Source organism: Phreatobacter sp. GW821-FHT04C01 (genome assembly GCF_059420385.1).
This window is the reverse complement of record NZ_JBWKTP010000001.1, coordinates 753,755-765,706: the sequence shown is the minus strand read 5'-3', so window position 1 is coordinate 765,706 and position 11,952 is coordinate 753,755. Positions and strand designations below refer to the sequence as shown.

General features: G+C 68.1%; 11 protein-coding genes. 3 read left to right on the top strand and 8 right to left on the bottom strand.

Annotation, left to right across the window (positions count from 1 at the left end; genetic code table 11):
* Nucleotides 1-72: 72 nt before the first annotated feature.
* On the bottom strand, nt 73-285 hold the full coding sequence (locus tag AC07WJ_RS03615; RefSeq protein WP_494933152.1) for an alkylphosphonate utilization protein: 213 nt from the start codon (nt 283-285) through the stop codon (nt 73-75).
* Nucleotides 286-288: 3 nt separating this feature from the next.
* Complete coding sequence (locus tag AC07WJ_RS03610) at nt 289-1,359, bottom strand: lysine-2,3-aminomutase-like protein (RefSeq protein WP_494933151.1); 1,071 nt, start codon at nt 1,357-1,359, stop codon at nt 289-291.
* Nucleotides 1,360-1,594: 235 nt separating this feature from the next.
* Between AC07WJ_RS03610 and AC07WJ_RS03605 the strand changes: the two genes are divergently transcribed.
* Nucleotides 1,595-3,208, top strand: a complete 1,614-nt coding sequence (locus AC07WJ_RS03605) for a phosphoenolpyruvate carboxykinase (RefSeq protein ID WP_494933150.1) — start codon at nt 1,595-1,597, stop codon at nt 3,206-3,208.
* A gap of 74 nt (nt 3,209-3,282) precedes the next feature.
* Here the strand turns inward: AC07WJ_RS03605 and AC07WJ_RS03600 are convergent, their stop codons facing one another.
* Both AC07WJ_RS03600 and AC07WJ_RS03595 read right to left on the bottom strand, forming a co-directional pair.
* The gene (locus tag AC07WJ_RS03600; protein ID WP_494933149.1) at nt 3,283-4,119 is read right to left on the bottom strand and encodes a tetratricopeptide repeat protein; all 837 of its coding nucleotides are present in this window, start codon (nt 4,117-4,119) and stop codon (nt 3,283-3,285) included.
* Between the two features lie 115 nt (nt 4,120-4,234).
* Entirely contained in the window at nt 4,235-5,575 is a 1,341-nt protein-coding gene (locus tag AC07WJ_RS03595) for a flavin monoamine oxidase family protein (protein WP_494933148.1), read from the bottom strand.
* Nucleotides 5,576-5,739: 164 nt separating this feature from the next.
* Between AC07WJ_RS03595 and AC07WJ_RS03590 the strand changes: the two genes are divergently transcribed.
* Nucleotides 5,740-6,573 (top strand): C40 family peptidase, encoded by an 834-nt coding sequence (locus tag AC07WJ_RS03590; protein WP_494933147.1) that lies wholly within the window; start codon nt 5,740-5,742, stop codon nt 6,571-6,573.
* 24 nt (nt 6,574-6,597) lie between these two features.
* On the opposite strand, the gene AC07WJ_RS03585 is transcribed toward AC07WJ_RS03590, so the two are convergent.
* Both AC07WJ_RS03585 and AC07WJ_RS03580 read right to left on the bottom strand, forming a co-directional pair.
* Nucleotides 6,598-7,260, bottom strand: coding sequence for an RraA family protein (locus tag AC07WJ_RS03585; RefSeq protein WP_494933146.1), 663 nt, complete (start codon nt 7,258-7,260; stop codon nt 6,598-6,600).
* A 70-nt stretch (nt 7,261-7,330) separates the two neighbouring features.
* Nucleotides 7,331-8,482: a CaiB/BaiF CoA transferase family protein gene (locus tag AC07WJ_RS03580; RefSeq protein ID WP_494933145.1), complete on the bottom strand. Its 1,152-nt coding sequence runs from the start codon at nt 8,480-8,482 to the stop codon at nt 7,331-7,333.
* Between the two features lie 227 nt (nt 8,483-8,709).
* Between AC07WJ_RS03580 and trxA the strand changes: the two genes are divergently transcribed.
* Entirely contained in the window at nt 8,710-9,699 is a 990-nt protein-coding gene (gene trxA, locus AC07WJ_RS03575; protein ID WP_494933144.1) for a thioredoxin, read from the top strand.
* A 42-nt stretch (nt 9,700-9,741) separates the two neighbouring features.
* On the opposite strand, the gene AC07WJ_RS03570 is transcribed toward trxA, so the two are convergent.
* A complete protein-coding gene (locus AC07WJ_RS03570; protein ID WP_494933143.1) occupies nt 9,742-10,599 on the bottom strand; it encodes an SDR family NAD(P)-dependent oxidoreductase in 858 nt (285 codons plus the stop codon).
* A gap of 3 nt (nt 10,600-10,602) precedes the next feature.
* Complete coding sequence (gene ispG / locus AC07WJ_RS03565) at nt 10,603-11,859, bottom strand: flavodoxin-dependent (E)-4-hydroxy-3-methylbut-2-enyl-diphosphate synthase (RefSeq protein WP_494933142.1); 1,257 nt, start codon at nt 11,857-11,859, stop codon at nt 10,603-10,605.
* Between the last annotated feature and the right edge of the window lie 93 nt (nt 11,860-11,952).

Genomic DNA, 11,952 nt, shown 5'->3' with positions numbered 1-11,952 from the left:
CCTGATATCCACGACTTGTCTGCACCAAAATCAGGCCGTCATGATCGCCGTGCAGAGCGGAGGTCGGTCCGCTCAAGCCTTCTTGAGAAACTCGGTCCTGAGCACCAGACCCTTGACCTTCTCGACCCGGCACTCGACCTCGTCGGCGTTGTCGGTCAGCCGGATGCCCTTGACCACAGTGCCGCGTTTCAAGGTGACCGAGGTGCCCTTGACCTTCAGATCCTTGATCAGGGTCACGTTGTCACCGTCCTTCAGGATGGCGCCATTGCTGTCCTTCACATCCATGGCTCAGGTCTCCTTCTTCTTATTGTCATTGGGCGGGTAGTCGTGCCGGCCGCCGCGATAATCGGTCACCTCGCCGGCGCCCGAATAATCCGGGCCGATCGGCACCTTGCCTTCGCCGCCGGGAATATCGAGCACATAGGTCGGCTGGGCGAGGCCGGAGAGCCGGCCGCGCAATTGCCGCATCAGCGCCTGGCCCTCGGCAATGGTGGTGCGGAAATGCCCCGTGCCCGGCGCCAGGTCGGCATGGTGCAGGTAATAGGGCTTCACCCGGTTGGCGAGGAACGCGCGCATCAGCGCCGCCATCGTCTCGGCATCGTCATTGACGCCCTTCAGCAGCACGGTCTGGCTGACCAGCGCGATGCCGGCATCGGCCAGCAGCGCGAGGGCCGCCTCGGCTTCGGTGCTGAATTCGCGCGGATGATTGGCGTGCACCGCGACATAGACGGCCTTGCCCGGTGCCCTCAGGGCACGGGCGAAATCGGCGGTGACGCGGGCCGGATCGACCACCGGCACGCGGGTATGCCAGCGGATGACCTTGACATGTGGGATGGCGGCGAGCGCTCGCGTCACGGCGCGGACGCGCCGCGCCGACAGCATGAAGGGATCGCCGCCGGTCAGGATCACCTCGAAGATCTCGGGCCGGGCGGCGATATAGGCGAGCGCCGCGGCGAGTGCCGCCGGCGACAGGTTGCCCATGCCCTTCGGCCCGACCATTTCCCTGCGGAAACAGAAGCGGCAATAGACCGGGCAGACATGGACGACTTTCAGCAGCACCCGGTCGGGGTAGCGGTGGACGATGCCCTCGACCGGTGAATAGGCGTGGTCGCCGATCGGATCGTCGCGCTCGACGGCCTGCCGGTCGAGCTCGCGGATATCGGGCACGAATTGCGCGGCGATCGGATCGTTCGCGGCCTCCGGGTCGATCAGCGCGGCCACCGCCGGCGTCACCGCCACCGCATAACGCTCCGCCACCCGCGCCGCCTCGCCCGCGCGCGCGGGCGCGACAAGTCGCGCCTCGACCAGCTCGGCGGCAGAGCGCAATGTACGGTCGGACGGGTTCGAAACCGGCTTCATCGCGCGTCTCTGCCGCGCGGCGATCGCCTTGGCAAGCCTTTCAACCGGCCGGGCCCGGCCATCGTATCTCGACCACGCGGCACCGGGCCGGGAACCCGGGGCCTCTGCCATCGGTTGCACTTGCCGGCAAAGAGCCTTTGGATTAGGGGAAGCGCCATCTTTCGTGACCCCCGTCCTGGGATCACCATACTGCCCCCGCGAGGCGGAACACGCGGGGGCTTAAGGGAGGACTTCCGTGAATCAGACCGGAACCTGGAATAAGGCGCATGGGGCCGAAGCTTTCGGCTTTTCGGGGCTGAAGGCGATCCACTGGAACTATCTCGAGCCGCAGTTGGTCGAAGAGGCCATCGCCCGCGGCGAGGCCAAGCTTTCGGCCGGCGGCTGCGTTGTCGCCGAGACCGGCCAGCACACCGGACGCTCGCCCAAGGACAAGTTCGTCGTGCGCGACGCCACCACCGACAAGACCGTCTGGTGGGACAATAACGGCGCGATCACCCCTGACGCCTTCGCGCTTCTGATGGCGGACATGCTGGCCCATGCCAAGGGCCGCGAACTGTTCGTTCAGGACCTGCATGGCGGCGCCGATCCGGCGACCCGGATCAAGACCCGCGTGTTCACCGAATATGCCTGGCACAACCTGTTCATCCGCAATCTGCTGATCCGCCCGGCGCTTGCCGAGCTCGCGTCCTTCGTGCCGGACATGACGATCGTCGACCTGCCCTCGTTCCGGGCCGACCCGAAAAAATACGGCGTCCGCACCGAGACCGTGATCGCCTGCGACTTCACCCGCAAGATCGTGCTGATCGGCGGCTCCAGCTATGCCGGCGAGATGAAGAAGTCGGTCTTCACCATGCTCAACTTCCTGCTGCCGCCGCAGGGGGTCATGCCGATGCATTGCTCGGCCAATGTCGGGCCGAGCGGTGATACCGCGGTGTTCTTCGGCCTGTCGGGCACCGGCAAGACCACGCTGTCGGCCGACGCCACCCGCACGCTCATCGGCGACGACGAGCATGGCTGGGGTAAGGACGGCATCTTCAATTTCGAGGGCGGCTGCTATGCCAAGGCGATCAAGCTGTCGCGCGAGGCCGAGCCGGAGATCTACGCGACGACCGAGCGTTTCGGTTCGGTGATGGAAAATGTCGTCATCGACCCGGTCACCCGCGTGCCGGATTTCGACGACAGCTCGAAGACCGAGAACACCCGCGTCGCCTATCCCATGCATTTCATCGCGAATGCCTCGGAGACCGGCCGCGCCGGCCATCCGAAGAACATCGTGATGCTGACGGCGGATGCCTATGGCGTCATGCCGCCGATCGCCAAGCTGACGCCTGCGGAGGCGATGTATCACTTCCTCTCGGGCTTCACCGCCAAGGTCGCCGGCACCGAGAAGGGCGTCACCGAGCCGCAGCCGACCTTTTCGACCTGCTTCGGCGCCCCCTTCATGCCGCGCCACCCGTCCGAATACGGCAATCTGCTGCGCGAGCTGATCGCCCGGCACCATGTCGATTGCTGGCTGGTCAATACCGGCTGGACCGGCGGCAAGCATGGCGTCGGCCGCCGCATGCCGATCTCGATCACCCGGCTGCTGCTGCGCTCGGCCCTCGACGGCTCGCTGAACCGCGCCGACTTCCGCCGCGACCCCTATTTCGGCTTCGCGGTGCCGACCTCGGTGCCCGGCGTGCCGCCGCACATGCTCTACCCGATCAAGACCTGGCGCGATAAGGCCGAGTTCGACACGACCGCGCGCAAGCTGGTCGAGATGTTCCAGGAGAACTTCACCAAGTTCGAGCCCTATGTCGACGCCGACGTGAAGGCGGCGGCGCCCGCGGTGCGTCTCGCCGCCGAATAAGCCGACGCGCCAGCTTGAGACGATATCGGCGGCCGGATGCACCAGCGTCCGGCCGTTGCCTTATCAGGCCTGCATCATCCGCGCGGCGCCGGCTGCGCGGCCGCCCTGCTCGCCGGGCGCCGGTCGCCCTGGCGCAACTGCTGCCAGGAGTTCTGCTGGGCCAGCATCTGCCGGAGATAGGCGACATTCTGCTCGGCTTCCGCGGGTGCCAGATCCCTGCGCGCCAGTTCTTCGGCCTCGGCAAAACGCCCCTGCAGGCCGATGACCAGCGCCAGGTTCTGCCTGACCCGGCGATCTGCCTGCGGATGGGCGGCCGCCTGCCTCAGCACCTGCTCGGCCTGGGGCAGCTTGCGGGATAGCGCCAGCGACAGGCCGAGATTGCTCAGGATCGACGGATGGCCGGGCGCGATCTTGAGCGCGTCCTGGTACATCTTCTGGGCCTCGTCATGCCGCGACATCTGGTCGAGGATCGAAGCCTGGACATTGACCACCCGCCAGTCCGGCATGTCCGGCCGCTGCGCCCGCGACAGCACTTCCATGGCCTGGTCGAAACGGCCGACATCGGCCAGGGCCCGGCCGAATTCGCCCAGCAGGGCCATGTTGGTCGGATCCTTGATCGCCACCCGCTCCAGCACCGCCACCGCCTGGGTCGCCTGGCCGGTCGCGCGCAGGGCCCGGCCATAACGCATGGCGTTGGGGACATCCTGCGGGCTCGATTGATAGCGCGCCGCGAGGCCGTCGAGTTCCTGGCGTGCTTGCTGCTCGGTGAACGGCGCCTGCGGCACAGAGCCGGTGATGTCGCCGCCGCTGGAACGCGAACGTGTCGTGCAGCCGCCGGTCGCCAGGGCGGCGACGGTCACCGCCAGGATCAGAACCGACCTGGGCGGCAGCAGCGAAATGAGACGCGGCATGGTGAACTCCGGAATCGAGCGGCCCCTCCCCCTCAATATCCAGGTCATAATCCGTTAACGTTAATGAGCCGTTGACATTAACGGGCCGTCGACATGGGACCGGCCGCCGCCGGCGTCAGCGACGTCGCCGGTTGGCGGCCGGCGGCGCGAGCCAGCGCAGCGCCTGATCGGCAGCCCGCTCGCCGGACGCCCAGGCACCGCCGACCGTGCCCCACAGGCCGTCATCGGTCGCCTCGCCAGCGAGCAGGATGCGCTGGCCGACCGGTTCGGCCAGCCGCAGCCGCTGCGGCGTCGCGCCAGGGCCGGCCACCGACCAGGCGCCACGCACGAAGGGATCGGTGCTCCACGAGGTCACCTGCACCTCACCGAGCGCCCGGCGCGCCCGCGGCCCGAGCTCATTGCCGACGAACTCGCTGGCGAAGGCCTTCATCGCCGCCGGTCCTGCCGCCGCGAGATCGCGGGCGAACCGGCCGCCGACATCGAGATACCACCAGTCCGAACCCCCGATCCGGGCCAGCGGCTTGGCCGTCGCCGGTCCGTCCGCCTTGACCACGAAAGCCTCGTCCGGGCTGGCATCGGCGGGATTGTCGGGCAACTGGACGATCAGATGCTCGTAGGCGCCGCAGGACAGCGCATTGAAGGCGTCCTGCTGGCGCTTCGGAAGGGCCGGCGAAAAGCGGATGACATTGGCAGCCAGCACGGCGGTCGACACCGTGACGATGGCGTGATGGGCCTTCAGCGTGCCGGCGGGCGTTTCCACCGTCACGCCGCGGCCCGACCAGTCGACCTTGGTCACCGCTGTCGACAATCGCACCGGCAGGCCCTCCGCCAGCCTGGCGACGACCGTGCCGTAGCCCTCGCGACAGAACATGTCGCGGGTCTCGATGGCATTGTAGAAATCGACGCAGGAGATCTGCGCCATCTCCTTGCCGGAATCCCAGGCGCCCTTCAGGAACTCCACCGTCGGCCGCCAGTCGGCGAGATCGGTCGGCACCACCTCCGACAGCGCCACTTCGCGCCCGGCCTCGCCGGCGTCGAGGATCGCCCGCTGCGCGCGGCGCAGCGCCGAGGCGAAGCCCTCCCGCTCGCCCTCGCGCGGCCCCCGGCCCTTGATCATCAGGCGCGGCTTGTCCGGATCGTCATAGAGCGAAAATCCCGCGCCGCGGGCGAGCGGCACCAGCGGATTGTCGGCCGGGGCGTGAATCCAATGAGCGCCGAGATCCATCGGCGTGCCGAAATTGACGGTATCGGTGACGCAGCGGCCGCCGACCCGGTCCTTGGCCTCCAGCACCACGGCCGACCGGCCGGCCGCGATCAGCTTGCGCGCGGCAGCGATGCCGGCGGCGCCCGCACCGATGATCACGACGTCGACTTCGGCCGGCAATCGCTCGCCCTGGGCCGAGGCAGGTCCCGCCGCCAGGGCTGCCGAAGCGGCGAGGAGACTGCGGCGGGTCATCAACAATCCGTTCATTGTGCTCTGCGAATCCCGACAATATGTGACGCTTATCACGGGCTCATGGCATCGTCTTGGCCATGGTGGGGCGACACGTGAACCTGTTCGCAACCGATCGCGACAGACACTCGACCTCCAGGTGACGGGGGTCCCTGGGGAGGGACGTGATGGGAGAACGGCTACTCGAGGCGCTCGGACGGCGCGTCGCGCGCTTCCTGGACAAGCGTTCGCCCGGCTACGAGCCGACCACGCCGAGCGATCCCTTCGCACTCCGCTCGGCGCTCCGCCCGGCCGACATCCTGCTGGTCGAGGGCGATACCCGGATCTCCGCGGTGATCAAATATCTGACCCAGTCGACCTGGTCCCATGCCGCCATGTATGTCGGGCCGATCGAGGGCCGCTTCGAGCCCAATGGCGAACCTCACGTGTTGATCGAAGCCTATCTCGGCGAGGGCGTGATCTCCGCGCCGCTGTCGAAATATCGCGACTTCCACACCCGCATCTGCCGGCCGGTCGGCCTGACCGCCGAGGACCAGCACCGGGTCTGCAGCTTCATGATCGACCGGATCGGCCTCGATTACGATCTGAAGAACATTCTCGACATGCTGCGCTTCCTGGTGCCCATGCCGGTACCGGTGCGCTGGCGCCGCCGGATGATCGCCTTCGGCTCGGGCGATCCGACCCGCGCGATCTGCTCGACGCTGATCGCCCAGGCCTTCGAATCCGTGCGCTACCCGATCCTGCCGAAGATCGAGCGGGTGGCCAAGGAAGGCGAGCAGCGCGCGCGCGGCCGGGCCGCCCGGCGCGAGATCCTGCATATTCGCCACCATTCGCTCTACGCACCGCGCGATTTCGACATTTCGCCCTATTTCGCCATTGTCAAACCGACCATCCAGCGCGGCTTCAACTATCGCAAGCTGCAGTGGAGCGACGCCATCTTCGACGACGGCGATCCCTCGAGCGGCCATGCCGAGGCGCCGCCGCTCAGCACGGTCGCCTGAGCGTCGCGCCCCAGGCTTCGGGCCCTACAGCAGGCCGTGTTTCTTGAAGGCCTCGGCCAGCGACATGCCGGCTTCGATATCGGCGCGCATGCGGCGCTCGCCGGTGATCTTGTCGAGCGCGGTCGACAGCACCGCCAGCGCCGCCGCCCGCGGCACCACCACCACGCCGTCGACGTCGCCGACGATGATGTCGCCGGGCGCGATATCGGTCTCACCGATGCGGATCGGAATATCCTTGGCCGCCATCATGCCGCGTCCCTGGGTGTCGCCCGGCGACAGCGCGCCGGTGAACACCGGAAAGCCCATGGCGCGGATGGCGACGATGTCGCGCGCCGCGCCGTCGGTCAGGAAGCCGGCGGCCTTCAGGTAGCGGGCGCGTGTCGACAGCAGTTCGCCCCAGGGGCCGATACCGAGATTGCCGCCGCAGGCCATGACGCAGACCTCGCCGGGCTTGAGGTCGTCGACCAGGGCGATTTCCAGATCGTAGACGGTCTCGATGGTCTCCCAGATCGGCCGGTAGGAGCCGGTGCGCACCGGACCGAACAGCACCGTCCCGTCATCGACCGGGCGAATATGGGGCGGCAGGATCTGGCGGTGAAAGCCGTGCTGGTCGAGCGCATCCGAGACCGGCGCGGAGGCGATCAGCGGGCGGGCCCGCTCGATGATGTCGGCGAAGCTCTCGGTCATGCTTTGTCCCTCGGATCGGGCGGCCGGGCATCGATATCGCGATGCATCGCCGCACCCGTCATGGCTTCGGTTACGGATCGATCCGGCCGGCGACCAGGCCCGAGGCCCTGGCCGCCTCGATCTCCTGGCGGCTGAAACCCGCGCTCAGCAGAAGGGCGCCGGTATCGGCTCCCGGCTCGCCGGACGCCGCCCCCAGCTGGGTCGGCGTTCCGGAAAAGCGCGGCGCAGGCTTGGGCATGGGCGCGCCATCGACCTCGGCGAAGGTGCCGCGCGCGAGATTATGAGGGTGGGTCGCGGCTTCGGCCGGATCCAGCACCGGCGCGAAACAGACGTCGCTGCCGTCCAGCAGGTCGCACCAGGCATCACGCGACCGGGACTTGAACGTCGCCGTCAATGTCGCCCTGAGGTCCGGCCACATGGCCTTGTCCCACTGCTTGGCGAAACGCGGATCGGTCAGGTCCAGCAGCCTGATCAGGGCGGCGTAGAATTGCGGCTCGAGCGAACCGATCGAGACGTAGCGCCCATCGGCGGTCTCATAGACGCCGTAGAACGGCGCTCCACCGTCGAGCATGTTGGCTTCACGCTCGACCTTCCAGGTCTTGTTGCCGATCATGCCGAAGATGATCGTGCCCAGCACCGCGGCCCCGTCGACCATCGCGGCATCGACCACCTGGCCCTTGCCGGTGGCGCGTGCGCTGAGCACGCCGGCGGTAATGCCAAGCGCCAGCATCATGCCGCCGCCGCCGAAATCGCCGACCAGGTTCAGGGGAATGGCCGGCGGCCGGTCGGCCGGGCCGATCGGCCAGAGCATGCCCGACAGAGCCGCGTAATTGATGTCGTGGCCGGGCGCCGACGCGAGCGGTCCGGTCTGGCCCCAGCCGGTCATCCGGCCATAGACGAGACGCGGGTTGGCGGCGAGGCAAATGTCCGGGCCGAGCCCGAGCCGCTCGGCGACGCCGGGGCGAAAGCCTTCGATCAGTGCATCAGCCTTGGCCACGAAGCGCAGGATGAGCTCGGCCGCCCCCGGCTTCTTCAGGTCGACCGCGATCGACTTGCGGCCGCGGCCGAGCGAGCCGTCCGCCGACCAGGAGGCGGCGCCTGCGCGGTCGACACGGATCACCTCGGCGCCCATGTCGGCCAGCATCATGCCGCAGAATGGTCCGGGCCCCAGGCCCGCCAGTTCGATCACCGTCAGGCCGGCGAGCGGTCCGCCATGGGTCAATGCGTCCTCCTCGGCCGAGCGAAGCGGCCAGTCTTGCTTGGGCCAAGACGCTAGTCGGCACTCCTGCCCTGTCAAGCCGGCGCCGTCAGGCCAGTCGACCGATGGTCGAAAGGCGGCCGTCGTCGGGCGCGGTTCGATTTCACGTTGCAATTTGAGCCCGAGCGTCCATCTATGCCTCGAACAATTCGGCCAGGGCGGGGTCATTGGCCCCCCGCAGGGAGCATGCGATGAGCGGCAATGGCAGCGCGAAATTTGGTGGGTCCTTCGGTGGCTCGTTCGGCGGTGGTTATGGCGGCGCAGCGCCCCAGGCGGCCCCAGCCCCCGCCCCCAACGCCGCGGCTCCGGCCGGCGGCTGGATCAAGGACACGACCACCAAGGATTTCGTCAAGGACGTGCTGGAGGAATCCAAGAGCCAGCCGGTTCTGGTCGACTTCTGGGCGCCCTGGTGCGGACCCTGCAAGCAGCTGACCCCGGTGCTCGAGAAGGTGGTCAATGCCTTCAAGGGCAAGGTCAAGCTGGTCAAGATGAACATCGACGACCATCCCCAGATCGCCGGCCAGCTCGGCATCCAGTCGATCCCGGCGGTCGTCGCCTTCGACAAGGGCCAGGGCGTCGACGGGTTCATGGGAGCCCTGCCGGAAGGTCAGGTCAACGCCTTCATCGAAAAGCTGGTGGGCGGCAAGGCCGGAGCCGACATGGCCGAGGTCATCGCCCAGGCCGACGCCATCCTGGCCGAGGGTGATCTTCCCGGCGCGGCCGAGATCTATGCCCAGGTGCTGGACGTCGAGCCGGACAATCTGGCCGCCCTGGGCGGCCTTGCCCGTGCGGCGGTCGCCAGCGGTGACCTGGAACAGGCCAAGGCCGTCCTGGCGCAGGTGCCGGCCGACAAGCTGAACGACAAGGCCGTGGCGGCGGCCAAGGCGGCGCTCGAGCTTGCCGAACAGGCGGCCGAACTGGGCCCGATACAGGAATTCGAAGAGAAGCTCGCCAGCAATCCGGCCGATCATCAGGCCCGTTTCGACCTGGCGGTGGCGCTGAATGCCGCCGGCAAGCGCGACGAGGCTGCCGACCACCTGCTCGAGATCTTCAAGCGCGACCGCGCCTGGAACGACGATGGCGCGCGCAAGCAGCTCGTCCAGTTCTTCGAGGCGTGGGGACCGATGGACGAGGCGACGCTCGCCGGCCGCCGCAAGCTGTCGTCCCTGCTGTTCCGCTGAGATGAACCGGCGCCCGGTTCGTCGAACCGGCCGGGCGCCTGATTATGTTCGCCTGCCGAGGCCCAGGCGCCTGGCCGCCAGCCGGTCGAGCAGGCGATCCGGCAAGAGCCGCGGCAAGATCCAGTTGGTCAGCGACGAGCGCGTCAGCGGATAGCGCGTCTTCGGCTTCGCCGTGGTCAGCGCATGAAACACCGCCTCGGCGACCGCCTCGGCCGGCAGCGCATCTCTGGCCCGCGCCAGCACTTCCTTCTCGAAGCCCGCGATGATCGGACCGTAGAGGGTCGCCTGGTAGCGCGTCCGGTCGATGGCCGCGGCCGACTTCTCCCAGATCGGGGTTGCCACCGGACCGGGACCAATGATCACCACATCCACGCCGAAAGGCATCAGCTCGCGGCGCAGCGCGTGGCTGACCGCCTCGACCGCGTGTTTGGAGGCCGCATAACCGCCGACGAACGGCCAGACCAGCTGGCCCGAGACCGACGACATCGTGACGATGCGGCCGGGGTTGCCGGCAAAACCTGGCTTTGCACCGGCAAGCGCCGCGAAGGCCTGCACGGTCGCCACCAGACCGCGGACATTGACGTCCCACTGGCGGTCGAGTTCGTCGAGCGGCTGATGCAGGAGCGGTCCCGGCAGCGACACGCCGGCATTGCAGACCAGCCCTGCCAGGGGCTCGGAGCCCAGGGCATCGGCCACCGTGGCCGCGGCCAGGCCGAGCGAGCCGGCATCGGTCACGTCGGCGATCAGGCCGGTGAAATTCTCGCCGAGCATCGCCGTCAGCCGGTCGCGGTCCTCCGCCCGGCGTATCGTTCCGAACACCCGCCAGCCACGCTTGACGAGATCGGCGGCGATCGCTTCGCCGATGCCGGTGGAGACGCCGGTGACGACCGCTGCCGGCATGACCTACTCCGCGGCCGTGGCCTGCGGGCGACCGACGCCGTAGCGCTTCTCGATATAGTCGATCACCATGGCCTTGAAATCGGCGGCGACCGTCGGGCCCCGCAGCGTGGTGACCTTGTGGCCATCGACGAATACCGGCGCCGCCGGGTTTTCGCCGGTACCGGGCAGCGAGATGCCGATATCGGCATGTTTCGATTCGCCCGGCCCGTTGACGATGCAGCCCATCACCGCGACATTCAGGGCCTCGACGCCGGGATAGCGGGTCTTCCATTCCGGCATCGACGTGTGAATGAAGCCCTGGATGTCCTGGGCGAGCTCCTGGAACAGCGTCGAGGTGGTGCGGCCGCAGCCCGGGCAGGCGGCGACCAGCGGCACGAAGGTCCTGATCCCCATGGTCTGCAGGATTTCCTGGGCGACCTTGACCTCCAGCGTCCGGTCGCCGTTCGGCTCGGGCGTCAGCGACACACGGACGGTGTCGCCGATGCCGTCCTGCAGCACGACGCCCAGCGCGGCGGAGGAGGCGACGATGCCTTTCGAGCCCATGCCCGCTTCCGTGAGGCCGAGATGCAGGGCATAATCGGCCCTCAGCGCCAGCATCCGATAGACGGCGATCAGGTCCTGCACCGCGGAAACCTTGGCCGACAGGATGATCCGGTCGCGCGTCAGTCCGATCTCCTCGGCACGCGTGGCGGAGAGCACGCAGGACTGGACCATGGCCTCGTGCATGACCCGGCGCGCGTCCAGAGGCGCCTCGCTCCGGGCGTTCTCGTCCATCAGGTGGGTCAGGAGTTCCTGGTCGAGCGACCCCCAGTTGGCGCCGATGCGCACGGCCTTGCCATGCTCGATCGCCTTTTCGACGATCATCGCGAACTGCTTGTCTTTCTTGGCCTTGAAACCGACATTGCCGGGGTTGATCCGGTATTTGTCCAGCGCCTCGGCGCAGGCCGGATGATCGGCAAGAAGCTTGTGGCCGATATAGTGGAAGTCGCCGACCAGCGGCACCTCGACACGCATGCGGGCGAGACGGTCGCGGATATGTGGCACCGCCGCCGCGCTCTCGTCGCGATCGACCGTGATGCGCACCAGTTCGGAGCCGGCCCGCGCCAGCGCCGCGACCTGGCGCACCGTCGCCTCGATGTCGGCCGTATCCGTATTGGTCATCGACTGGACGACGATCGGTGCGCCGCCGCCGACCTGGACCGCCCCGACTTTGACGCCGACCGTCCGCTGGCGGGTCTTCACCCCAAAGCCCTCGATCATCGTTTTCGTCTCCGCTTCGCGCCCTGAGCACATAGCCTTCCCGGGCCCGACAAGCCAGAGCCCCCGTGCCGGGCCGGCCGGTCGCGTCAGGCT

What these genes read in the sequence shown, in the direction of transcription:
- AC07WJ_RS03615 (WP_494933152.1), bottom strand. Translation starts at nt 285, where the DNA reads ATGGATGTGAAGGACAGCAATGGCGCCATCCTGAAGGACGGTGACAAC.
- AC07WJ_RS03610 (WP_494933151.1), bottom strand. Translation starts at nt 1,359, where the DNA reads ATGAAGCCGGTTTCGAACCCGTCCGACCGTACATTGCGCTCTGCCGCC.
- AC07WJ_RS03600 (WP_494933149.1), bottom strand. Translation starts at nt 4,119, where the DNA reads ATGCCGCGTCTCATTTCGCTGCTGCCGCCCAGGTCGGTTCTGATCCTG.
- AC07WJ_RS03595 (WP_494933148.1), bottom strand. Translation starts at nt 5,575, where the DNA reads ATGACCCGCCGCAGTCTCCTCGCCGCTTCGGCAGCCCTGGCGGCGGGA.
- AC07WJ_RS03590 (WP_494933147.1), top strand. Translation starts at nt 5,740, where the DNA reads ATGGGAGAACGGCTACTCGAGGCGCTCGGACGGCGCGTCGCGCGCTTC.
- AC07WJ_RS03585 (WP_494933146.1), bottom strand. Translation starts at nt 7,260, where the DNA reads ATGACCGAGAGCTTCGCCGACATCATCGAGCGGGCCCGCCCGCTGATC.
- trxA (WP_494933144.1), top strand. Translation starts at nt 8,710, where the DNA reads ATGAGCGGCAATGGCAGCGCGAAATTTGGTGGGTCCTTCGGTGGCTCG.
- AC07WJ_RS03570 (WP_494933143.1), bottom strand. Translation starts at nt 10,599, where the DNA reads ATGCCGGCAGCGGTCGTCACCGGCGTCTCCACCGGCATCGGCGAAGCG.
- ispG (WP_494933142.1), bottom strand. Translation starts at nt 11,859, where the DNA reads ATGATCGAGGGCTTTGGGGTGAAGACCCGCCAGCGGACGGTCGGCGTC.